This is a genomic window from Pseudomonas brassicacearum, assembly GCF_009601685.2.
Taxonomy (GTDB): Bacteria; Pseudomonadota; Gammaproteobacteria; order Pseudomonadales; family Pseudomonadaceae; genus Aquipseudomonas; species Aquipseudomonas kilonensis_B.
In genome coordinates, this window is the sequence record NZ_CP045701.2 from 1,828,608 (window position 1) to 1,851,383 (window position 22,776).

Sequence of the window (22,776 nt, forward strand, 5' to 3'; positions counted from 1 at the left end):
AGCAAGCTCCCACAATGGCGCACCCTGTGGGAGCGAGCTTGCTCGCGATGGCAATAGCCCAGTCAGTGAAGTGTTGGATCAGCTATCGGAGCGCTGTCCCACCAGGCTATCCACCGGCGGCACCCGGGTATCACTTTCCATCTGCGTATCGTGTTCGATCTGATGACTGAAGCGGTCCAGTGAGCCTTGGGCTGGTTGCGCGTCGCTGGCGAACACCGGCGGGCTGAGGATGTAGGCGCCGAGCAGGCGGCTGAGGGCGGCCAGGCTGTCGATGTGGGTGCGTTCGTAGCCATGGGTGGCGTCGCAGCCGAAGGCGAGCAGGGCAGTGCGGATATCGTGGCCGGCGGTGATGGCCGAATGAGCGTCGCTGAAGTAGTAGCGGAACAGGTCGCGGCGTGCCGGTACCTCGTTCTCCTTGGCCAGTTTCAACAAATGCCGCGACAGGTGATAGTCGTAGGGGCCACCGGAGTCCTGCATGGCCACGCTGACAGAATGTTCGCTTGAGTGCTGGCCAGGGGCGACGGGCGCGATGTCGATGCCGACGAATTCACTGACGTCCCAAGGCAATGCGGCCGCTGCACCGCTGCCGGTTTCCTCGGTGATGGTGAACAGTGGGTGACAATCGATCAGCAGTTCTTCGCCGCTGTCGACAATCGCCTTGAGCGCCGCCAGCAGCGCCGCGACCCCGGCCTTGTCGTCCAGGTGCCGGGCGCTGATGTGGCCGCTTTCGGTGAATTCCGGCAAAGGATCGAAGGCGACGTAGTCGCCGATGCCTACACCCAGGGTTTCGCAATCGGCGCGGGTGGCGCAATAGGCGTCCAGGCGCAGCTCGATGTGGTCCCAACTGATGGGCAGTTCATCCACGGCGGTATTGAATGCGTGTCCGGACGCCATCAATGGCAGCACGCTGCCACGGATCACGCCGGTGTCGGTAAACAGGCTGACCCGGCTGCCTTCGGCAAATCGGCTGGACCAGCAACCCACCGGGGCCAGGGTCAGGCGGCCGTTGTCCTTGATGGCCCGCACCGAGGCACCGATGGTATCCAGGTGCGCCGACACGGCCCGGTCGGGGCTGCTCTTGCGGCCTTTGAGCGTGGCGCGGATGGTGCCACGGCGGGTCATTTCAAAATCGATACCCAGCTCTTCGAGCCGCTCGGCGACATAGCGCACGATGGTGTCGGTAAAGCCGGTAGGGCTGGGAATGGCGAGCATCTCCAGCAGGACCTTTCGCAGGTATTCGAGATCCGGTTCGGGAATTTTACTGATCATGGAAACTCCTCACGGAACATTGAGTTGAAGTACGGAAACCCTGTGGCGAGGGAGCATGCTTGCGCTGGACTTTGTAGGAGCTGGCGAAGCCTGCGATCTTTTGATCTTTTGATCTTTTGATCTTTTGATCTTTCGCTTGAGATTCAAGTGTTCTTGGAAAGATCGCAGCCTCGTTGCACTCGACAGCTCCTACACAGCTCCTACACAGCTCTTGCACAGTTCTTACGTCGCAGCTTTGCGCGAGCAAGCTTCTTCGGCACAGAAGAAGAGCTAGGCCACCACCTGGCTATGGGGAAACAACAAATCCACAAAGCGTTCGGCGGTGGGTTGTGGTTCGTGGTTGGCCAGGCCTGCGCGTTCGTTGGCTTCGATGAACACGTACTCGGGTTGATCGGCCGCCGGCACCAACAGGTCGAGGCCGACCATGGGGATGTCCAGTGCCCGCGCGGCGCGCACCGCCGCATCTGCGAGGGTCGGATGCAGGATCCCGGTGACATCCTCCAGCACGCCGCCGGTATGAAGGTTCGCCGTACGCCGCACGAACAGATGCTCCCCAGCGGGCAGCACGCTGTCGTAGTCGAACCCTGCTGCGCTGAGCGTGCGCAGGGTTTCGGCATCCATCGGGATTTTACTTTCGCCGCCCGTGGCCGCTTGCCGTCGTCGGCTCTGGGCTTCGATCAATGCGCCAATGGTGTGCCGGCCATCGCCGATCACCTCCGCCGGCCGCCGGATCGCCGCCGCCGCCACTTCAAAGCCGATCACCAGGATGCGCAGGTCCAGCCCCTCGTGGAAACTTTCCAGCAGGACCTGGCTGTCGAACTGCCGGGCCGCTTCGATGGCACTCTGCACCTCCTCGATGGTGCGCAGGTCTACCGCCACGCCTTGGCCCTGTTCACCGTCCAGCGGCTTGACCACCACCCGTTCGTGCTCGTCGAGAAACGCCAGGTTGTCATCGGCATTGCCCGCCAACTGTTGGGCCGGCAGGTTCAGGCCGGCGTTTTTCAGCACTTTGTGGGTCAGGCTTTTGTTCTGGCACAGGGTCATGCTGATGGCGCTGGTCAGGTCGCTCAAGGATTCGCGGCAGCGCACCCGGCGGCTGCCGTGGACCAGGGTGAACAAGCCGGCCTCGGCATCGTCCACCTGCACGTCGATGCCTCGACGGTGAGCCTCTTCGACAATGATTCGCGCATAAGGATTGAACTGCGCTTCGGGGCCTGGTCCCAGGAACAACGGTTGGTTGATGCCGTTCTTGCGTTTGATGGCGAAGGTCGAGAGATTGCGAAAGCCGAGTTTGGCGTAGAGGTTTTTCGCCAGGCGATTGTCATGCAACACCGACAGGTCGAGGTAACTCAAGCCACGGCTCATGAAATGCTCGATGAGGTGACGTACCAGCACTTCACCCACGCCGGGCCGTGGGCATTGCGGGTCTACGGCCAGGCACCAGAGGCTGCTGCCGTTTTCGGGGTCGTTGAAGGCTTTCTGGTGATTCAGGCCCATGACGCTGCCGATCACCGAACCGGTATCGTCATCTTCGGCCAGCCAGTAGACCGGGCCACCCTCATGGCGCGGGGTCAGGCGCAGCGGGTCGATGGGCAGCATGCCACGGGCTTGGTAGAGCTGGTTGATGGCCTGCCAGTCGGTCTCGCCCTGGGCCCGGCGAATCCGAAAGCCGCGGAACACCCGTGTGGCCTGGCGATAGTCGCTGAACCACAGGCGCAAGGTGTCGGATGGATCGAGGAACAGTTGTGCCGGTTCCAGCCCCAGCACTTGCTGGGGCGCGGCCACGTACAAGGCGATGTCGCGTTCGCCGGGTTGTTCGTTGAGCAGTTCCCGGGCCAGGCTTGCCGGGTCCGGGAAGGTGTGGCCGATCAAAAGTCGGCCCCAGCCGCAATGCACCGCGATCGGGTCGGCACCCAATTCGCTGCCGTCTTCGGCCAGGCGTGCCTGCAGGCGTTCGTAGGAGGGCGCCTGGCCGCGCAAGAGGCGTTGGTTGTGAACGGTTGCATGAGGTTTCATCGATCAGATTCCTTGCTCGCTGAGCCACAGGTTCAGCGCCGCCAGTTGCCACAGCCGCGATCCGCGTAATGGCGTGAGCTGGCCATTGGGGTCGGTCAGCAGGCGGTCGAGCATGGAGGGGTTGAACAGGCCGCGGTCCTGGCTCGGATCCAGCAGCAGCTCGCGGACCCAGGCCAGGGTATTGCCTTCCAAGTGCTTGAGGCCTGGCACCGGGAAATAGCCTTTCTTGCGGTCGATCACCTCGCTGGGGATCACTCGCCGGGCGGCTTCCTTGAGCACCTGCTTGCCGCCATCGGGCAGCTTGAATTTCGCCGGGACCCGGGCCGAGAGTTCCACCAGGCGGTAGTCCAGGAAGGGCGTGCGCGCTTCCAGGCCCCAGGCCATGGTCATGTTGTCGACGCGCTTGACCGGGTCGTCCACCAGCATCACGGTGCTGTCCAGGCGCAGGGCCTTGTCCACCGCGGCATCGGCACCGGGCTGGGCGAAATGGTCTTTGACGAAGTCGCCGGCCGCATCGTTGGCCGTCAGCCATTTGGGCTGCACGGTGGCGGCATATTCTTCGTAGCTGCGGTCGAAGAAGGCGGCGCGATAGGCCGCGTACGGATCGCTGGCGCCATCGACCTGCGGGTACCAGTGATAACCGGCGAACAGCTCGTCGGCGCCCTGGCCGCTCTGCACCACTTTGCAATGCTTGGCCACTTCCCGCGACAGCAGGTAGAAGGCGATGCAGTCGTGGCTGACCATCGGCTCGCTCATGGCACGGAACGCTGCCGGCAGTTGCTCGATGATCTCTTTCTCGTCGATGCGCAGTTGGTGGTGGCGGGTGCCGTAGTGCTTGGCGATCAGGTCCGAATACTGGAACTCGTCACCGCGCTCGCCACCGGCATCCTGGAAACCGATAGAGAAGGTCGACAGGTCTTCTACGCCGACTTCCCGCAGCAGGCCCACGAGCATGCTCGAATCCACGCCGCCGGAAAGCAGCACGCCGACATCCACGGCGGCGCGTTGGCGAATGGCGACCGCTTCACGGGTGCTGTCGAGCACGCGGTCGATCCAGTCTTCCAGATTCAGGTGCTGTTCATCGGCCCGGGGGCCGTAGGGCAGGGTCCACCAGGTTTTCTGCTCGGTGCTGCCGTCGGCTTCGATGCGCATCCAGGTGGCGGGCGGCAGTTTTTCAACACCGGCCAGCAAGGTACGGGGCGCCGGGACCACCGCGTGGAAATTCAGGTAATGGTTGAGGGCCACCGGGTCGAGCATCGGGTTGATATCGCCGCCCTTGAGCAGCGCCGGCAATGCCGAGGCGAAACGTAGCCGCTGGCCGGTGCGCGATAGGTACAGCGGCTTGACGCCGAGGCGGTCGCGGGCGATGAACAGCCGCTTGGCATCGCGTTCCCAGATGGCGAAGGCGAACATGCCGTTGAGCTTGGGCAGCAGCGCTTCGCCCCAGGCGTGGTAGCCCTTGAGCAGCACTTCGGTGTCGCCACCGGAATAGAAGGTGTAGCCCAGGCCTTCGAGCTCGCTGCGCAGTTCCGGGTAGTTGTAGATCGCGCCGTTGAAGGCCAGGGACAGGCCCAGTTGATTGTCGATCATCGGCTGGGCCGAGCCGTCCGACAGGTCCATGATTTTCAGGCGCCGATGGCCCAGGGCAATCGGCCCCTGGCTATGAAAGCCCCAGGCGTCGGGGCCGCGAGGGGCCAGGTGATGGGTGATTCGCTCTACGGCCGCAAGGTCCGCAGGTTGTTGATCGAAACGTAACTCTCCAGCTAATCCGCACATAAGTCCTTACCGGTTTTTCCGTTGGGGAGGGGTCAAGCATACACGCCGAAAGAGCGGGTATCCTGAAACTGACCTAGGGGATCGCTGTGAGTTTTAGATCAATGCGTTATAAGCCGGCGGGTAGGGGGTTGCCCCGAATCAATGCCCGCAACGCAAACCGGTTCGGATGGCAGGCTTCGGCCACGCTGCGGGGCAGTGGCAGGGGTTCGTTGTCCAGCCAGGCGGCGATCAGTTCGCCCGACAGGGGGGCGGTGATCAGGCCGCGGGAGCCGTGGCCGCTGTTGATGTACAGGCCGTCGAGCCACGGGCACGGGGTGTCTGGCACCTGGCGGGCGTCCTTGCCCAGGGCCGCATAGGCCTCGGAAAAGGCCTGGCGGTCCGCTAATGGGCCGACGATCGGCAGGTAATCCGGGCTGGTGCAACGGAACGCCGCACGGCCTTCGAGGCGTTCCGGGTCCAGGCTGCCAGCGTTCAGGCGGTCCACCAGATCGTGGGAGATTTCTTCGAGCATCTGCAGGTTGCCGGCGTGCTCGGCGGCCGTGGGCGTCAGGTCGTCGCTGTTGAAATCGAAACTGGCGCCCAAGGTGTGTTCGCCCAGCCGTGGCGGGGCCACATAACCTTCGGCGCAGACCACGGTTGCCAGGCTCTGGCTGCGGGCGGTTTGCGGCAGCCGGGTGATTTGCCCGCGAATGCGCTTGAGCGGCAAGTCGGTGGCCGGTTCGAAACGCTTGATCTCGGCGGCACTGGCCAGGATCGCCACCGGCGCGCTGGCCAGGCATCGTTCGCCGTCCCACGCCTGCCACTGGCCGTTCACGCGGCGCAGTGACAACACTTCATGGTGGGGCTGGACGTCAATCGTCGTGCCCGAGGCTTGCCAGCGACACAGCGCCGGTGGATGCACCCAGCCGCCCTCGGGATAAAACAGACCACCACAGGCCAGGCCGATGCCGGACCGCACCTGCGCCTCGGACTGCTCGAGGGTGTGCAGCAAATCCCCTGGGAACGCCTCGGCCAGTTGCGCCTGACGCTCGGCTTCCTTGCTGTTGAAGGCCAGTTGCAAGACGCCGCAGGCGTCCCAGTCAATGCCGCGTTGCAGTTGCTCCAGCACGCGCCGGGTGTAGCCGAAGCCGCTGAGGATCATCTGCGACAGCGCCGTGCCATGGGCCGACAGCTTGAGGTACAGCACACCCTGGGGGTTGCCGGAGGCTTCCTCCGCCAACCCGGCGTGACGCTCCAGCAGCGTCACCTGCCAGCCACGTGCGGCGAGGCTGGCGGCGCTGGCACAACCGGCCAGGCCGCCGCCGATCACCAGTGCCCTGCGTTCGCCGGTTTGCGGCAGGGGGCGGGCGTACCAGGGTTTTGCCGGAGACGGCATGGGTGTCTGCTCCGGCCAGCCGAGAAACACACCGCGCAGGATTTCCCATTTATGGCCGATGCCCGGCGTGCGCTTCATCTTGAAGCCCGCCGCGTTCAGCAATCGCCGGACCCAACCGGTGCTGGTGAAGGTGCTGAGGGTGGCGCCGGGCGCTGCCAACCGGGCCAGTTCGGCGAACAGCTCGGCGGTCCACATCTCGGGGTTCCTGGCCGGCGCAAAACCGTCCAGGAACCAGGCGTCGATCTGCCCGTCCAGCTGCGGCAACTGCTCCAGGGCATCGCCGATCAACAAGGTCAGCGTCACCCGTCCGTTCGCCAAGACCAGGCGTTGGAAACCCTGGTGGATCGCCACGTACTGCTCAAGCAACTGCTCCGCCTGAAGGCGCAGTTGCGGCCACAGGGCCAGGGCCCGGCCCAGGTCCTGGGGGCTCAAGGGGTACTTCTCGACACTGACGAAATGCAGCCGGGCGCCTGTCGGTGCGCACTGTTCGAACAGTTGCCAGGCACAGAGGAAATTCAAGCCGGTGCCAAATCCGGTTTCGCCGATCACCAGCCGCCCGTCATCGGCCAGGGCCGCGAAACGCTCGGCCAGGTTGTTCTGCTCAAGGAACACATAACGGGTTTCTTCCAGCCCCGACTGGTCGGAAAAATACACATCGTCGAATACCCGCGATCGCGGGCGACCCTGATCATCCCAGTCGAGTTGGGCGTGTTGCTGGATGGGCGTCATGGCAGGCTCGGTCAAAACTGAGCGGCCATTCTAGCCGATCGATTGCCGATTGCTGCCGTGCATACACATCTGTAGGAGCTGTCGAGTGCAACGAGGCTGCGATCTTTCCCCAGGCAATTGAGTCCCAAGCGAAAGATCAAGATCAAAAGATCGCCGCCTCGCTTCGCTCGGCAGCTCCAACATACAAACACACGAGCCGCATCCAATCCGCTAATCTTGGCCCATCCCCGGAAGGAGCTGTCCATGTTTGAATCCGCTGAAATCGGTCATGTCATTGATAAAGACACCTTCGAGGCCGAGGTGCCGGCCCTGCGTGAAGCGCTGCTCGAAGCTCAATTCGAGCTGCGGCAGCAGGGCCGGTTCCCGGTCATTGTGCTGATCAACGGCATCGAAGGTGCGGGCAAGGGCGAGACGGTGAAGTTGCTCAACGAATGGATGGACCCGCGGCTGATCGAGGTGCGCACCTTCGACCAACAGACCGACGAGGAACTGGCGCGGCCTCCGGCATGGCGCTATTGGCGGATGCTGCCAGCCAAGGGGCGCATGGGAATTTTCTTCGGCAACTGGTACAGCCAGATGCTGCAGGGCCGGGTCCATGGTGAGTTCAAGGACCCGCGGCTCGACCAGGCGATTGCCGGTGCCGAGCGCCTGGAAAAAATGCTCTGCGACGAAGGCGCGTTGATCTTCAAGTTCTGGTTTCACCTGTCCAAGAAACAGATGAAGGCCCGGCTCAAGGGGCTCAAGGATGACCCGCTGCACAGCTGGCGCATCAGCCCGCTGGACTGGCAGCAGTCCCAGACCTACGACAAGTTCGTCAAATACGGCGAGCGCGTATTGCGCCGCACCAGTCGTGATTACGCGCCGTGGCATGTGATCGAAGGCATGGACAGCTGTTATCGCAGCCTCACCGTCGGACGGATCCTGCTCGACGGCTTGCGACAGGCCCTGGACCGGCCGAAGGTCAGGCCGCAAAAGGTCAGTGTGGCGCCGCTGCCGGCGCTGGACGGCCAGGTCACGCTGCTCGACAGCCTGAACATGACCCTGCGCCTGGACAAGGCCGATTACGAAGAACAACTGATCACCGAGCAGGCGCGGTTCTCCGGCTTGCTGCGGGACAAACGCATGCGCCGGCACGCCTTGGTGGCGGTGTTCGAAGGCAATGATGCGGCAGGCAAGGGCGGGGCGATCCGGCGGGTCGCGGCCGCCCTGGACCCGCGTCAGTACAGCATCGTGCCGATTGCCGCACCCACTGAAGAAGAGCGCGCGCACCCCTACATGTGGCGGTTCTGGCGGCATATTCCCGCGCGGGGAAAATTCACCATGTTCGACCGCTCCTGGTACGGCCGGGTGCTGGTGGAGCGGGTCGAAGGGTTTTGCAGCCAGGCCGACTGGCTGCGGGCCTACGGAGAGATCAACGACTTCGAAGAGCAGATTGCCGATGCCGGCGTGGTGGTGGTCAAGTTCTGGCTGGCCATCGACAAGGAAACCCAACTGGAGCGTTTCCAGGAGCGCGAGGAGATCCCGTTCAAGCGTTTCAAGATCACCGAGGATGACTGGCGCAACCGCGACAAATGGGGCGCTTACCGCGCTGCGGTGTGTGACATGGTCGACCGGACCAGCACCGAGATTTCCCCTTGGACATTGGTGGAAGCCAACGACAAGCGCTGGGCGCGGGTCAAGGTGTTGCGCACCCTCAACGAGGCGCTGGAGGCCGCTTTCGAGCGTAGCGCAAGACAGGCTCGCAAGAAGAAGCGCTAGGGCGATGGGGACGCATACGCGGGGTGAATGATTGTCGCGGTCGGTTATGCAGTGGATTTATGCTCGATTCACTCTCAACCGACTAAAACAATGAGGTACAGCCATGCGTGAAGTGGTGATCGTCGACAGCGTGCGGACCGGCCTGGCCAAGTCCTTTCGCGGCAAGTTCAACATGACCCGTCCAGACGACATGGCGGCCCATTGTGTCGATGCCTTGCTGGCGCGCAACGACATCAACCCGGCCAGTGTCGAGGATTGCATCGTCGGGGCCGGGTCCAATGAAGGTGCCCAGGGCTACAACATCGGGCGCAACGTGGCGGTGCTCTCGCGCTTGGGCATCGGCACGGCCGGCATGACCCTCAACCGCTTCTGTTCCTCGGGCCTGCAAGCCATCGCCATCGCCGCCAACCAGATCGCTTCAGGTTGCAGCGACATCATCGTGGCGGGCGGCGTGGAATCCATCAGCCTGACGATGAAAAGCGTCAACACCGACCACCTGATCAATCCGCTGCTCAAGGAGCAGGTGCCCGGGATCTATTTCCCCATGGGCCAGACGGCCGAGATTGTCGCCCGTCGTTATCAGGTCAGCCGCGAGGAACAGGACCGCTACGCCTTGCAGAGCCAGCAGCGCACCGCCAAGGCCCAGGCGGCCGGGTTGTTCGATGACGAAATCATCCCGATGGCGGTCAAGTACCGGGTCGAGGACAAGAACACGGGTGCTGTGCAGATCCTCGACGGTGTGGTCGATCGCGACGATTGCAATCGCCCGGACACCACCTACGAAAGCCTGGCCGGGCTGAAACCGGTGTTCGCCGAGGACGGTTCGGTGACGGCGGGCAACTCGTCGCAGTTGTCCGACGGGGCCTCGATGACCTTGGTGATGAGCCTGGAGAAAGCCCTGGCGCTGGGCCTCAAGCCCAAGGCGTTTTTCCGTGGCTTCACCGTGGCCGGTTGCGAGCCGGACGAGATGGGCATCGGCCCGGTGTTCTCGGTGCCCAAGCTGCTCAAGGCCAAGGGCTTGCAGATCGCCGATATCGACCTGTGGGAACTCAACGAGGCTTTCGCTTCCCAATGCCTGTACAGCCGCAACCGGCTGGAAATCGATCCCGAGAAATACAACGTCAACGGCGGCTCGATCTCCATCGGCCATCCGTTCGGCATGACCGGCTCGCGGCAAGTGGGGCATCTGGTGCGCGAGCTGCAACGACGCAACCTGCGCTACGGCATCGTGACCATGTGCGTGGGCGGTGGGATGGGGGCTACGGGGTTGTTTGAGGCGGTGAGATAATCACGAGCTTATGGCGTCAGAAGCTTTTGTGGCCAAAGAATGCTCCTGCTTGGCTTTGTAGGAGCTGGCGAAGCCTGCGATCTTTTGATCTTTTGATCTTTCGCTTGAGATTCAAGTGTTTTTGGAAAGATCGCAGCCTCGTTGCACTCGACAGCTCCTACACAGCTCCTACACAGCTCCTACACAGCTCCTGTGCAGTTCGGGCACGGCGGCGCGGGGGCTACCGATGAATAAGGCTCAGCTGGCAACCTGAGTCAGACGCTGCATCCGCTGGATATACGCTGCTATCTCCACTTCTGCCGCCTCGCGGGTGGCGAACGGACCTTCCTGGGTGCCCTCGCGCGTATTGAAATAAAACTCGCCGTTAACCCGGCAGATCCGGTCACTGCGAAAAATGGTCGTAGGGGCGGGATCCAAGGCGCGTTTTCCAAGCATGTCGGGTCTCCAGAGTGCAGCAAGGTCTGTTTCAAATGAGCATATGTGTTGTCCCTGATTCCCGCCTGTCCAGCCGATCGACGGCTACGACCCATACAATCCCATGGGCGGCCTCTGTTCAACTGTCCCTGTGTCGTGGCGCAATAGACGCCTAGAATGGAAGTCCTTTGTCTTGGGCTTCGAGGGTTGCATGCACATATCGTCCGGTCGCTGGGTCTACGGCCTGTTCCTCGCCCTGTTGACTGCCCTGCTCTGGGGAATCCTGCCGATCAAGCTCAAGCAAGTGCTGCAAGTGATGGACCCGGTCACCGTGACCTGGTTTCGCTTGCTGGTGTCCGGCGGTTTGCTGTTCATCTATTTGGCTGCCACCCGGCGCCTGCCCAGTCGCAAGGTCCTTGGGCCGCGTGGCGGCTGGCTGGTGGCGATGGCGGTGCTGGGGCTGGTGGGCAACTACGTGTTGTACCTGATGGGCCTGAACCGCTTGAGCCCTGGCACCGCGCAACTGGTGGTGCAGATGGGGCCGATCATGTTGCTGGTCGCCAGCCTGTTCGTGTTCAAGGAGCGCTTCAGCGTAGGGCAGGGCATCGGCCTGCTGGTGCTGCTGATCGGTTTTATGCTGTTCTTCAACCAGCGCCTGGGCGAGTTGCTGACGTCCCTGAGTGACTACACCACCGGGGTGCTGATGGTGTTGCTGGCGTCGACAGTCTGGACATTTTATGCCCTGGGCCAGAAGCAATTGTTGACGGTGTGGAATTCGTTGCAGGTGATGATGGTGATCTACCTGTTCTGCGCGTTGCTGCTCACGCCCTGGGTGCATCCGTTGGAGGCGCTGCAATTGAGTCCGTTGCAAGGCTGGTTGTTGCTTGCGTGTTGCCTCAACACGCTGATTGCCTATGGCGCGTTTGCCGAAGCCTTGGCCCATTGGGAGGCGTCGCGGGTCAGCGCGACCCTGGCGATCACACCGCTGGTGACGTTCGCAGCAGTGGCGATGGCGGCCTGGTGGTGGCCTGATTATGTTCATGCCGAGCAGATCAATCTGCTGGGGTATGGCGGGGCGGTGCTGGTGGTGCTGGGGTCGGCGCTGGTTGCCCTGGGCCCGTCGCTGATCGCCGGGCTCAGGGCCCGACGCGAGCGTTTGGCGGTCGGGCCTTAAACCGCGTTATCGTTCTTCGCGAGCAGGGGGCGGCGTTAACCCTGGCTACCCGCCTCCAGCATATTCTCCGGCCGCACCCAGGCATCGAACTCTTCATCGGTCAGGTACCCCAGTTGCAGCGCCGCCTCACGCAGGGTCAACCCTTCGCCGTAGGCTTTCTTGGCGATTTCCGCAGACTTGTCGTAGCCGATGTGCGGGTTCAGCGCAGTCACCAGCATCAACCCGCGCTCCAGGTGCGCGGCCATTTGCACGGCATCCGGCTCGAGCCCGGCGATGCAATGCTGCTGGAAGTTGCTGCAGCCATCGGCCAGCAGGCGAATCGATTGCAGCAGGTTGTGGATGATCACTGGTTTGAACACGTTCAACTGCAAATGCCCCTGGCTGGCGGCAAAGCCGATGGTCACGTCGTTGCCCATGACCTGGCAGGCCAGCATGGACAAGGCTTCGCACTGGGTCGGGTTGACCTTGCCGGGCATGATGGAACTGCCCGGCTCGTTGGCCGGCAGTTTCACCTCGGCAAACCCCGCCCGTGGCCCAGAGCCCAGCAGGCGCAGGTCGTTGGCGATCTTCATCAAGGTCACGGCGAGGGTTTTCAGTGCGCCGGACAGGGACGTCAGGGGTTCATGGCCGGCCAGCGCGGCAAACTTGTTCGGCGCGGTGACGAACGGCAGGCCCGACAGCGCCGCCAGTTCAGCGGCAATCGCTTCGCCGAAACCGTGGGGTGAATTGAGCCCGGTGCCGACCGCCGTACCGCCCTGGGCCAGTTCGCAGACCGCTGGTAGCGCGGCGCGGATCGCCCGTTCGGCGTAATCGAGTTGGGCAATGAACGCCGACAGTTCCTGGCCAAAGGTGATCGGCGTGGCATCCATCATGTGGGTACGGCCGGTCTTGACCAGTTTCATGTGGCGTGCCGCCAGTTCCGCCAGGCCGCCGGACAGCTCACTGATGGCCGGGAGCAATTGCTGGTGGACGGCCTGGGCCGCGGCAATGTGCATGGCGGTGGGGAAACAGTCGTTGGAGCTCTGGGAGCGGTTGACGTGGTCGTTGGGGTGCACCGGGGTCTTGCCGCCGCGGGGGGTGCCGGCCAGTTCGTTGGCGCGCCCGGCGATCACCTCGTTGACGTTCATGTTGCTCTGGGTTCCGCTGCCGGTCTGCCAGACCACCAGCGGGAATTGGTCGTCATGCTGGCCGGCCAGGACTTCGTCGGCGGCCTGTTCGATCAGGCGCGCGATGTCGGCGGGCAAGTCGCCATTGCGGTCATTGACCCGCGCGGCGGCTTTTTTGATCAGCGCCAGCGCGTGCAGCACCGACAGCGGCATGCGTTCGTTGCCAATGGCAAAGTTGATCATGGAGCGCTGCGTCTGGGCACCCCAGTAGGCTTCATCCGGGACTTCAACCTGGCCAAGGCTGTCGGTTTCGATACGGCTCATCGGGTCAAACTCCTGTAGGTCTGAATGCGCAGTTTAGGCCCTGAAGGGCGACACGGGTTCCCTCAATCGTTTTTCGATCGGTCCGGCCCGTCAATCGGACGCGCAGAGTAATGGGGTTGAGGGTCGGCGTTTATTAGGCGCAGAATGATCGCCCTTGGGGTTCTACCTCGCCTGTAATCAAAGGAAACTCGATGACCCGTCTTCGTGCCATCTGTACCGCAGTTGCTCTGGTGTGTGCCAGCGGTCCTGTTTTTGCCGATACCGCCAGCCACAACGCCAGTGCCGAAGAGTTCCTGACCCTGGCGCACGCTGACAAACTGGGTACCCCGGTGTACATGCAAGTGCAGCAGATGTTTGCCCAGCGCTTTGAACAGACCAAGGCCCCCGAGTCGAAGAAAGCCACCCTCGAAACCTACCAGGCCAAGGCCAACGCCGCGCTGGACCAGGCCATCGGCTGGAAGAAGCTCAAGCCTGACATGGTCAAGCTCTATACCTCCAACTTCAGCGAGCCGGAACTCAAGGAGCTGGTGTCCTTCTACCGCTCGCCCCTGGGCAAGAAAGTCCTGGAGAAAATGCCTCAACTGACCCAGCAATCGGCCCAACTGACCCAGGCCAAGCTTGAAAGCGCGGTCCCGGTGGTCAACAAGCTGCTGGCGGACATGACGGCCGAGCTCGAGCCCAAAGCCGCCGCCCCAGCCAAGAAAAAGCCGTAAGCGGAGCCTGGTATGAGCATGCAACAACGCATCGAATCGACGCTCGGGCTCTTGCAGCCTGAGCACTTGCAAGTGCTGGATGAAAGCCACATGCACAGCCGTGGCCTGCAGACCCACTTCAAGGCCGTGGTGGTCAGCCAGCAATTCGAAGGGCTCAATCGCGTCAAGCGTCATCAGAAGGTCTACGGCACGCTGGGCGAGCTGATGGGTGAGTTCCACGCGTTGGCACTGCACACCTACACCCCCGAAGAATGGGCCCAGATCGACGCGGCCCCAGCTTCCCCGACGTGTGCCGGTGGCAGCAAGCACTGATCGATAGGGCGTGAGGCTTTTTGTGGCGGGGGCTGTAGGAGCTGTCGAGTGCAACGAGGCTGCGATCTTTCTCCTCGCACTTGAATCTCGAGCGAAAGATTAAAAGATCGCAGGCTTCGCCAGCTCCTACAGAGCAGCCGGGAGCAAGCTCCCTCGCCACGATAAGCGCTTCGCTCCAGGGCACTTCGCTCCTAAAGCCACATTGTTTTTGTTAGAATCCGCAACGCGCCTTTCACCCGGCGCTTTTTTTTCGCATCCGGTTCACCCTTTACGAGGGTAGCCACCTGGAGAAACACCCATGACACAACCCATTGTCGTGGCGGCACTGTACAAGTTCGTCACCCTTGAAGATTACGTCGAGCTGCGTGAGCCCTTGCTCAAGGCCATGCTCGACAACGGCATCAAAGGCACATTGCTGATTGCCGAAGAAGGTATCAACGGTACGGTTTCCGGCACTCGCCAAGGCATCGACGGCCTGCTGGCCTGGCTCAAGAACGATCCGCGCATGATCGACATCGACCATAAAGAGTCGTACTGCGATGAACAGCCGTTCTACCGCACCAAGGTCAAGCTCAAGAAAGAAATCGTTACCCTCGGCGTCGAAGGCGTGGACCCTAACAAGCAGGTCGGCACCTATGTCGAACCACAGGACTGGAACGCGCTGATCAGCGATCCGGAAGTGCTGTTGATCGACACCCGTAACGATTACGAAGTGTCCATCGGCACCTTCGAAGGCGCCATCGACCCCAAGACCACCAGCTTTCGTGAGTTCCCTGAGTACATCAAGGCCAACTTCGACCCGGCCAGGCACAAGAAAGTCGCGATGTTCTGCACCGGCGGCATTCGTTGTGAAAAAGCCTCCAGCTACATGCTCGGCCAGGGTTTCGACGAGGTCTATCACCTCAAGGGCGGCATCCTGAAATACCTCGAAGAGGTCCCTCAGGAAGAAACCAAGTGGCGCGGCGACTGCTTCGTGTTCGATAACCGCGTCACCGTTCGCCACGACCTCAGCGAAGGGGACTACGATCAATGTCACGCTTGTCGTACCCCAGTGAGCGTGCAAGACCGCGCTTCGGAGCACTATGTGCCGGGCATCAGTTGCCCGCACTGCTGGGATAAATTGAGCGAGAAAACCCGTCGCAGTGCCATCGACCGGCAGAAGCAGATCGAATTGGCCAAGGCTCGCAACATGCCGCATCCGATCGGCTACAACTATAAGCAAACATCTTCCGAGGCTTGAACCATGGCGTCACGCCTGCTCTATGTGATGGACCCGATGTGTTCCTGGTGCTGGGGCTTTGCGCCGGTGGCCGAGGCGTTGGTAGAGCAGGCGCAGGCCGCGGGGGTGGAGTTGCACCTGGTGGTGGGCGGTTTGCGCACCGGCAGCGGTTCGGCGCTGGAGCCGACCACCCGGCGCTACATTCTTGAGCACTGGCAGGCCGTCACCCAGGCCACCGGCCAGCCCTTCACGCTTGAAGGCGCGTTGCCGGACGGTTTTGTCTACGACACCGAGCCTGCCTGCCGGGCACTGGTGACGGCCCGCAGCCTGGCCCCTGACTTGGCCTGGAAGTTGGTGAAGCTGATCCAGCAGGCTTTCTATGTGCAAGGCCGCGACGTGACCCACGCCAGCGTCCTTGTTGAGTTGGCCGAACAGGCCGGGCTGCCACGCATCGAATTCGCCGCGACCTTCGACCGCGCCGATCAACATGCGGCTACCGCTGCGGACTTCACCTGGGTGCAGGACTTGGGCATTGCCGGGTTCCCCACACTGTTGGCCGAGCGTGATGGCCAGTTGGCCTTGCTGACCAACGGTTACCAGCCCTTGAGCCAACTGTCGCCTTTGCTTGGCCGCTGGCTGGAGCGCGCGGCCTGTGCCTGACCGGCCGCCAGATCCATCGGCCTCGCAGCGCATCGACCGGTTGAGCTGGGCAGAAATCCGTCGCCTGGCCCTCAAGCATAGAAAAGCCTTGTGGATCGCCAACGGCGTGGCCGTGCTGGCGACGCTGTGCAGCGTACCGATCCCGTTGCTGTTGCCCTTGCTGGTGGATGAAGTCTTGCTGGGGCATGGCGATGCGGCCCTGAAAGTCATGAACCAGGCGTTGCCCATGGGCTGGCAGCGCGCTGCCGGCTATATCGGGCTGATGTTGCTGGTGACCCTGACCCTGCGCTGTGGCGCCTTGCTGTTCAACGTGGTGCAGGCGCGTTTGTTCGCCCGCTTGGCCAAGGACATCGTCTATCGCATTCGCATCCGCTTGATCGAACGTCTCAAGCGCATTTCCCTGGGCGAGTATGAAAGCCTGGGCAGTGGCACCGTGGCGGCCCACCTGGTCACCGACCTGGACACCCTCGACAAATTCATCGGCGAAACCCTCAGTCGTTTCCTGGTGGCGATGCTGACCCTGGTGGGCACTGCCGGGATCCTGGTATGGATGCACTGGGAGCTGGCGCTGCTGATCCTGCTGTTCAACCCGCTGGTGATCTACGCTACGGTGCAGTTGGGCAAGCGGGTCAAGCACCTCAAGAAACTGGAGAACGACAGCACCTCGCGTTTCACCCAGGCCTTGACCGAAACCCTGGATGCCATCCAGCAAGTGCGCGCCGGTAACCGCCAGGGGTATTTCCTTGGCCGCTTGGGGATGCGCGCCAAGGAGGTCCGCGATTACGCCGTGAGTTCGCAGTGGAAAACCGATGCCTCGAACCGCGCCAGTGGTTTGCTGTTCCAGTTCGGCATCGATATTTTTCGCGCGGCGGCCATGCTCACCGTGGTCTTTTCCGACCTGTCCATCGGCCAGATGCTGGCGGTGTTCAGCTACCTCTGGTTCATGATCGGGCCGGTCGAGCAACTGTTGAACTTGCAGTACGCCTATTACGCCGCCGGCGGTGCCTTGAACCGGATCAATGAACTGCTGGCCCGGGCCGACGAGCCGCAGTACGCGGGCGGCATCGATCCGTTCAAGGGCCGTGACACCGTGGGCATCGAGATTCAGGGGTTGAGTTTCGGGTACGGCGAGGAACTGGTGCTCAACCAGTTGAACCTGTCCATCTCGCCGGGCGAGAAAGTCGCCATCGTCGGCGCCAGCGGCGGTGGCAAGAGCACCCTGGTGCAGTTGTTATTGGGGCTGTACACGCCACAGTCGGGCAGCATTCGCTTCGGTGGTGCCACGCAACAGGAGATCGGCCTGGAGACCATCCGGGAGAATGTTGCAGTGGTGTTGCAACATCCAGCGCTGTTCAACGACACGGTACGGGCCAACCTCGCCATGGGCCGTGAATGCAGTGACGACGACTGCTGGCGGGCACTGGAAATCGCCCAGCTCGATGTTACCGTGCGGGCGCTGCCCCAAGGCCTGGAAAGCGTCGTGGGGCGTTCCGGGGTGCGGCTGTCGGGTGGGCAGCGTCAACGGCTGGCCATCGCCCGCATGGTACTGGCCGACCCACGGGTGGTGATTCTCGACGAAGCCACCTCGGCCCTGGACGCCGCCACGGAGTACAACCTTCACCAGGCACTGGCGCGCTTTTTGAGCGCCCGCACCACGCTGATCATCGCCCACCGGCTCTCGGCGGTAAAACAGGCCGATCGGGTATTGGTGTTCGACGGTGGGCAGATCGCCGAAGACGGCGACCATTTGCAACTGATTGCCGAAGGTGGCCTTTACGCTCGACTCTACGGTCATTTGCAACAGATTCAGCAGCCTTGAGTTTCCTGCGCATTTCTGCGCTTAGTATCGGAAAAAAGCAGGCAAGCACGCCGATTTTTCCGAATTCCACGCAAAGTCTATCGTTCTGTTCATCCATTCATTCGAAGGGTTGAAAACTAGCCTAGGCTATTGAGTCAGGAGCGGAATTCTGGCGGGTGTTCGTCCGGCAATACCTGTGTGCAAGGGACCTCATGAAGCAAAAGCAGACTCTCGGAACACCACGGCTGCTGGGCATCGTCTGGCCCTTTATCGCCGTCGTGCTATTTCAGGCATTGCTTGGCGGCGTCAGCCTTTATGTGTTGTCCGCCGTTCGCGGCTATGTGGCGGGGGAGAGTCTCTGGTCCAAGGGCCAGAAAGACGCCATCTATTACCTCAACCTCTACGCCGACAGCCGCGACGAGGCGATTTTCCGCAAATACCAGCAAGCCATCGCCGTCCCTGAGGGCGGCCATGAATTGCGGGTGGCGCTGGACCGCGAACCGCCGGATCTCGAAGCAGCACGGGCCGGGATTCTCCAAGGCGGCAACCATCCTGATGACGTGTCCAGCGTGATCTGGTTGTACCTCAATTTTCGCCACTTCAGTTACCTGGAAGAGGCCATTGATCTCTGGACGGTGGGCGACGGCTACCTGATCGAGCTGGATAACGTCGCCCAGCAGATGCACAGCAGCATTTCCGCAGGCCAGGCGTCGGAGGTGGATGTCCGCGGTTGGAAGGCGCAGATTTTTGCGATCAACGACTCCGTCACTCCGGCTGCCAAGGCATTCAGCGATGCACTGGGCGAGGGCTCGCGTTTCATCTTGCGGCTCTTGCTGGTGACCAATTTCGCCACGGCCCTGGGGTTGATCGTCCTGGCGTTGTTGCGGACCCATAAATTGCTGGCCCAGCGGCAGGTGTTCGCCAATGCGCTGCAGATGGAGAAAGAGCGGGCGCAGATCACCCTGCAATCCATTGGCGATGGGGTCATCACCACCGACGTCGAGGGTGCCATCGCCTACATGAACCCCGCTGCCGAAGCGATGACCCACTGGAAGGCTGAACACGCCACCGGCTTGCCCCTGGCCGCGCTGTTCAATTTGCTCGATGACAATGCCCAGAGCGAGGGGTTGACCCTGATCGAGCACATTCTCAGTGGTCGGCTCAGCGGTGCCAGTGAACATTCGAAGTTGATCCAGCGCCTGGATGGCAGCACCGTGTCGGTCACCCTGGTGGGCGCGCCGATCCGTCATGCAGGCAAGGTCAGCGGCGCCGTGCTGGTGTTGCATGACATGACCCAGGAACGCCAATACATCGCCAACCTGTCGTGGCAGGCCACCCATGACGCCCTGACTGGCCTGGCGAACCGCCGGGAATTCGAGTATCGCCTCGAGCAGGCCTTGCACAACCTCACTCGCCAGGTCGGGCGCCATGCCTTGATGTTTCTCGACCTGGACCAGTTCAAGCTGGTCAACGACACCTGCGGTCATGCCGCCGGTGACGAATTGTTGCGTCACATCTGCGCCTTGCTGCAATCAGGGCTGCGGGAAAACGACACCCTGGCCCGGCTGGGCGGGGATGAATTCGGGATCTTGTTGGAGAACTGTTCACCGGAAGCGGCGGAAAAGATCGCCGAAGGGCTGCGCCAGACCGTGCAGAACCTGCACTTTGTCTGGAAGGGCCGGCCGTTCGTCACCACCGTGAGCATCGGCCTGGTGCATATCGCCCAGACGCCGACGACCCTGGAGGCGTCCTTGCGGGCTGCCGACATGGCCTGCTACATGGCCAAGGAAAAGGGGCGCAACCGGGTCCAGGTCTATCATGCCGACGACTCGGAGCTGTCCCTGCGCTTTGGCGAGATGGCCTGGGTCCAGCGCCTGCACATGGCCCTGGAGGAAAACCGCTTCTGCCTCTATGCCCAGGAAATCGCCGCGCTGGGCCCGGGCGACCACGGCGGCGGGCACATTGAAATCCTGCTGCGCCTGCATGACGAAGCCGGACGGATGATCCTGCCGGACAGTTTCATTCCCGCCGCGGAACGCTATGGCCTGATGACCTCCCTGGACCGCTGGGTGGTGGAGAATGTCTTCAAGATCATCCGCCAGTGCCTGAATGATTCCCGACAGGGGCCCATGGCCATGTGTGCGATCAATCTGTCAGGCACGACTATCGGAGATCAGGCGTTCCTCGACTTCCTGCGTAAACAGTTCGCGGCTTATTCGATTCCGCCAGAAATGATTTGTTTTGAAATTACAGAAACCAGCGCTATTTCGAATTTGGGCAGTGCGATCCGCTTTATCAATGAACTCAAGGGCTTGGGGTGCTATTTCTCGCTGGATGACTTTTGCGCCGGAATGTCTTCATTCGCTTACCTGAAACATTTACCTGTAGACTTCCTGAAGATCGACGGGAGTTTCGTAAAGGATATGCTGGACGACCCGATTAACCGTGCAATGGTCGAAGTGATTAATCACATCGGCCATGTCATGGGTAAGCGCACGATTGCCGAGTTTGTTGAAACCGCCCAGATCGAGCAGGCATTGCTTGAGATAGGGGTGGACTACGCTCAGGGGTATGTGATCGAACGCCCGCAATTGTTTACCTGCGACACGTTGCAATGTCGGCCGGCCCGGCCCCAGCCGTTGTTATTCAAGGCCCCCGGCACGTTCCGCTGAACCTCTTGTTGATCCGGAAAATCACAATCAAAAGGAGCCCGACAGTGATCGACACATTCAACCGAACAGGCCCGCTCATGGACGCCACGAGCTATCCGAAATGGGCACAGCAGCTCATTACCGATTGCAGCGAGAGCAAGCGCCGGGTTGTCGAACACGAACTGTACCAGCGCATGCGCGACAACAAGCTCAGCGCCAAGACCATGCGCCACTACCTCATTGGTGGTTGGCCGGTCGTCGAACAGTTCGCTTTATACATGGCACAGAACCTCACCAAGACTCGTTTTGCCCGCCACCCCGGCGAGGACATGGCGCGTCGTTGGCTGATGCGTAACATTCGTGTCGAACTCAACCATGCCGACTACTGGGTCAACTGGAGCGCCGCCCATGGCGTGACCCTCGAAGACCTGCAAGCCCAGCATGTGCCGCCTGAGCTGCATGCCTTGAGCCACTGGTGTTGGCACACCAGTTCCTCGGACTCGCTGATCGTGGCCATTGCCGCGACCAACTATGCCATTGAGGGGGCCACGGGCGAGTGGTCGGCGCTGGTGTGTTCCAGCGGTGTGTATGCGGCCGCTTTCGCCGAGGAAGACCGCAAGCGAGCCATGAAATGGCTGAAGATGCACGCCCAGTATGACGATGCCCATCCTTGGGAAGCCCTGGAAATCATCTGTACGCTGGCGGGAATGAACCCGAGCAAGGCCCTGCAAACGGAGCTGCGCCAGGCCGTGTGCAAGAGCTATGACTACATGTACCTGTTCCTGGAACGTTGCATGCAACTGGAGCAGTCGGAGACGGTGAGCAAGTCCTCATCCACCCGCGAGCGCCTGGCATTGGCGGAAAGCTGATTTGCATCGCTGCGGATAGGTAACCCAGTGTGGGAGCGAGCCTGCTTGCGAAGAGGTCTGACAGTCGACGGGGAGGTTGACTGCCAGACCGCTGTCGCGAGCAAGCCCGCTCCCACAGGGATTTCTGTGTTATTGGCGTCTGTGGTTGTTTTCAGCCTGCCATTGCCAGTCGATTACGTCCTTCGCGCTTGGCCACGTACAGTGCGCTGTCGGCCCTTCTCAGCAGACTTTCCGATGATTCCCCCGGTAGCAGGGTGGCGCAACCCAGGCTGACCGTCAGCTCGATCCTTGTGCCAGCGGCGAAATAGTCCTGGGTCTGGGCGGCGTTACGTAGTCGTTCACCGACCATGGCTGCAGCATCCCGGCTGGTATTGGCCAGCAGGATCAGAAACTCTTCACCGCCGAACCTGAACACCATGTCCACGTTGCGCAGCTGGCTCTTGATCGACTCGGCCACGGCCTTGAGCACTTCGTCGCCAACGCCGTGACCATGGCTGTCGTTGATGCGCTTGAAATGATCGATATCGAGCATCAGCACCGACAAGGGTTGCGAATGACGCTTGGCCATGTCGATTTCACGCATCAGTGTCTGGTCCATGGCGATGCGGTTGCCGGTACCGGTCAGCGGATCGCGCAGGGCACTTTGCGTGGCGGCGCGGTAGAGCAGCGCGTTGCGCATTGGATACAGCAGCGTCGACATGATGGATTCAAGGTCGCTCTGTTCCGCTTCGGTGAAGCGCTGGTTGCGACGAAATACCAGTTCACCCAGGTGCTCGCCTTCATGGCTGAGGTTATAGGTGAGGGTGTGATGCCCGCGTTGCCCGAACTCCAGGCGCAGATCACTGGATTTGTGCTGGTAGGCCAACGCATCCAGGGGCACCAGTCGCTGGATTTCGCGGAAAAACAGACCGAGGATTCGCTGTGGCTCCAGACTGGTCTGCAGTTGCAGGCTCAGTTGCTGACGCAATTGCGAAAGACTGACGGAGCGTGCCGCGAGCGGCGATGGCTGGCCAAGACCCAGACGCTTCAATTTGGCGCTGTCGAAGTCAATCGCGTTGATCTGGGTGGGCGTTTTCATATGGCGTTAGCCCCTAAGCTAAATCTGTCCTGGCAGGTTGGGTGTGGCGGCTTTGGGCTGCGCGTCTTACTGGTCCTTCAGTCCCGTAGGGCAATTGAGCTAAGTTTAGTCCGCTTTCCCTGTCAGGCATAAACCCCGTCTCAATGTCCGTTACCCGCCGAACATGGCGTGTTTGAGGATATTTAGAGCGAAAGTCGTGCCATTCGGTTCACTTCAATAAAAACTGATTAGCAATCAATGTATTAAT

Annotated in this window: 17 protein-coding genes; 10 read left to right on the forward strand and 7 right to left on the reverse strand. The window is 61.6% G+C overall.

Features of this window, described 5'->3' with window-relative positions; translation table 11 throughout:
* Positions 1–78: 78 nt before the first annotated feature.
* The 4 genes from GFU70_RS08025 to mnmC form a co-directional block, all read right to left on the reverse strand.
* A complete protein-coding gene (locus GFU70_RS08025) occupies positions 79–1,269 on the reverse strand; it encodes an osmoprotectant NAGGN system M42 family peptidase (protein WP_058545022.1) in 1,191 nt (396 codons plus the stop codon).
* 270 nt (positions 1,270–1,539) lie between these two features.
* Positions 1,540–3,285 carry an N-acetylglutaminylglutamine synthetase gene (gene ngg, locus GFU70_RS08030; RefSeq protein ID WP_058545021.1) on the reverse strand — a complete coding sequence of 582 codons (1,746 nt, stop codon included), beginning with the start codon at positions 3,283–3,285 and terminating at the stop codon, positions 1,540–1,542.
* A gap of 3 nt (positions 3,286–3,288) precedes the next feature.
* Complete coding sequence (locus tag GFU70_RS08035; protein WP_058545020.1) at positions 3,289–5,061, reverse strand: N-acetylglutaminylglutamine amidotransferase; 1,773 nt, start codon at positions 5,059–5,061, stop codon at positions 3,289–3,291.
* A gap of 106 nt (positions 5,062–5,167) precedes the next feature.
* A complete protein-coding gene (gene mnmC / locus GFU70_RS08040) occupies positions 5,168–7,165 on the reverse strand; it encodes a bifunctional tRNA (5-methylaminomethyl-2-thiouridine)(34)-methyltransferase MnmD/FAD-dependent 5-carboxymethylaminomethyl-2-thiouridine(34) oxidoreductase MnmC (RefSeq protein WP_153387829.1) in 1,998 nt (665 codons plus the stop codon).
* Between the two features lie 243 nt (positions 7,166–7,408).
* Between mnmC and pap the strand changes: the two genes are divergently transcribed.
* Complete coding sequence (gene pap / locus GFU70_RS08045) at positions 7,409–8,923, forward strand: polyphosphate:AMP phosphotransferase (protein WP_058545018.1); 1,515 nt, start codon at positions 7,409–7,411, stop codon at positions 8,921–8,923.
* A 103-nt stretch (positions 8,924–9,026) separates the two neighbouring features.
* A complete protein-coding gene (locus GFU70_RS08050) occupies positions 9,027–10,211 on the forward strand; it encodes a thiolase family protein (protein WP_153387830.1) in 1,185 nt (394 codons plus the stop codon).
* A gap of 237 nt (positions 10,212–10,448) precedes the next feature.
* On the opposite strand, the gene GFU70_RS08055 is transcribed toward GFU70_RS08050, so the two are convergent.
* Positions 10,449–10,646, reverse strand: a complete 198-nt coding sequence (locus GFU70_RS08055) for a DUF6316 family protein (protein WP_058545016.1) — start codon at positions 10,644–10,646, stop codon at positions 10,449–10,451.
* A 190-nt stretch (positions 10,647–10,836) separates the two neighbouring features.
* Between GFU70_RS08055 and GFU70_RS08060 the strand changes: the two genes are divergently transcribed.
* Positions 10,837–11,799, forward strand: a complete 963-nt coding sequence (locus tag GFU70_RS08060; RefSeq protein WP_153387831.1) for a DMT family transporter — start codon at positions 10,837–10,839, stop codon at positions 11,797–11,799.
* A 35-nt stretch (positions 11,800–11,834) separates the two neighbouring features.
* On the opposite strand, the gene GFU70_RS08065 is transcribed toward GFU70_RS08060, so the two are convergent.
* Positions 11,835–13,229 carry a class II fumarate hydratase gene (locus GFU70_RS08065; protein ID WP_153387832.1) on the reverse strand — a complete coding sequence of 465 codons (1,395 nt, stop codon included), beginning with the start codon at positions 13,227–13,229 and terminating at the stop codon, positions 11,835–11,837.
* A 191-nt stretch (positions 13,230–13,420) separates the two neighbouring features.
* Between GFU70_RS08065 and GFU70_RS08070 the strand changes: the two genes are divergently transcribed.
* From GFU70_RS08070 to GFU70_RS08100, 7 genes are all read left to right on the forward strand, one after another.
* Positions 13,421–13,942 (forward strand): DUF2059 domain-containing protein, encoded by a 522-nt coding sequence (locus GFU70_RS08070; RefSeq protein WP_058545013.1) that lies wholly within the window; start codon positions 13,421–13,423, stop codon positions 13,940–13,942.
* Positions 13,943–13,954: 12 nt separating this feature from the next.
* A complete protein-coding gene (locus tag GFU70_RS08075) occupies positions 13,955–14,254 on the forward strand; it encodes a BolA family protein (protein ID WP_014337210.1) in 300 nt (99 codons plus the stop codon).
* Between the two features lie 298 nt (positions 14,255–14,552).
* Entirely contained in the window at positions 14,553–15,494 is a 942-nt protein-coding gene (locus tag GFU70_RS08080; RefSeq protein ID WP_116642925.1) for a rhodanese-related sulfurtransferase, read from the forward strand.
* A gap of 36 nt (positions 15,495–15,530) precedes the next feature.
* Complete coding sequence (locus tag GFU70_RS08085) at positions 15,531–16,133, forward strand: DsbA family protein (protein WP_175359758.1); 603 nt, start codon at positions 15,531–15,533, stop codon at positions 16,131–16,133.
* The gene (locus GFU70_RS08090) at positions 16,126–17,952 is read left to right on the forward strand and encodes an ABC transporter ATP-binding protein (protein WP_058545010.1); all 1,827 of its coding nucleotides are present in this window, start codon (positions 16,126–16,128) and stop codon (positions 17,950–17,952) included. The genes GFU70_RS08085 and GFU70_RS08090 overlap by 8 nt, the downstream gene beginning before the upstream one ends.
* A gap of 191 nt (positions 17,953–18,143) precedes the next feature.
* Positions 18,144–20,603 (forward strand): EAL domain-containing protein, encoded by a 2,460-nt coding sequence (locus GFU70_RS08095; protein ID WP_116642923.1) that lies wholly within the window; start codon positions 18,144–18,146, stop codon positions 20,601–20,603.
* 77 nt (positions 20,604–20,680) lie between these two features.
* Complete coding sequence (locus tag GFU70_RS08100) at positions 20,681–21,451, forward strand: TenA family transcriptional regulator (RefSeq protein ID WP_217501146.1); 771 nt, start codon at positions 20,681–20,683, stop codon at positions 21,449–21,451.
* Between the two features lie 151 nt (positions 21,452–21,602).
* Here GFU70_RS08100 and GFU70_RS08105 read toward each other — a convergent pair whose 3' ends face one another.
* A complete protein-coding gene (locus GFU70_RS08105; protein WP_058545007.1) occupies positions 21,603–22,529 on the reverse strand; it encodes a GGDEF domain-containing protein in 927 nt (308 codons plus the stop codon).
* Positions 22,530–22,776 lie beyond the last annotated feature (247 nt).

Coding starts and splice junctions, on each gene's coding strand:
- GFU70_RS08100 (WP_217501146.1), top strand. CDS start 20,681: ATGGACGCCACGAGCTATCCGAAATGGGCACAGCAGCTCATTACCGAT.
- GFU70_RS08075 (WP_014337210.1), top strand. CDS start 13,955: ATGAGCATGCAACAACGCATCGAATCGACGCTCGGGCTCTTGCAGCCT.
- GFU70_RS08060 (WP_153387831.1), top strand. CDS start 10,837: ATGCACATATCGTCCGGTCGCTGGGTCTACGGCCTGTTCCTCGCCCTG.
- GFU70_RS08095 (WP_116642923.1), top strand. CDS start 18,144: ATGAAGCAAAAGCAGACTCTCGGAACACCACGGCTGCTGGGCATCGTC.
- GFU70_RS08025 (WP_058545022.1), bottom strand. CDS start 1,269: ATGATCAGTAAAATTCCCGAACCGGATCTCGAATACCTGCGAAAGGTC.
- GFU70_RS08080 (WP_116642925.1), top strand. CDS start 14,553: ATGACACAACCCATTGTCGTGGCGGCACTGTACAAGTTCGTCACCCTT.
- GFU70_RS08070 (WP_058545013.1), top strand. CDS start 13,421: ATGACCCGTCTTCGTGCCATCTGTACCGCAGTTGCTCTGGTGTGTGCC.
- GFU70_RS08105 (WP_058545007.1), bottom strand. CDS start 22,529: ATGAAAACGCCCACCCAGATCAACGCGATTGACTTCGACAGCGCCAAA.
- pap (WP_058545018.1), top strand. CDS start 7,409: ATGTTTGAATCCGCTGAAATCGGTCATGTCATTGATAAAGACACCTTC.
- GFU70_RS08065 (WP_153387832.1), bottom strand. CDS start 13,229: ATGAGCCGTATCGAAACCGACAGCCTTGGCCAGGTTGAAGTCCCGGAT.
- GFU70_RS08035 (WP_058545020.1), bottom strand. CDS start 5,061: ATGTGCGGATTAGCTGGAGAGTTACGTTTCGATCAACAACCTGCGGAC.
- mnmC (WP_153387829.1), bottom strand. CDS start 7,165: ATGACGCCCATCCAGCAACACGCCCAACTCGACTGGGATGATCAGGGT.
- GFU70_RS08085 (WP_175359758.1), top strand. CDS start 15,531: ATGTGTTCCTGGTGCTGGGGCTTTGCGCCGGTGGCCGAGGCGTTGGTA.
- GFU70_RS08055 (WP_058545016.1), bottom strand. CDS start 10,646: ATGCTTGGAAAACGCGCCTTGGATCCCGCCCCTACGACCATTTTTCGC.
- GFU70_RS08050 (WP_153387830.1), top strand. CDS start 9,027: ATGCGTGAAGTGGTGATCGTCGACAGCGTGCGGACCGGCCTGGCCAAG.
- ngg (WP_058545021.1), bottom strand. CDS start 3,285: ATGAAACCTCATGCAACCGTTCACAACCAACGCCTCTTGCGCGGCCAG.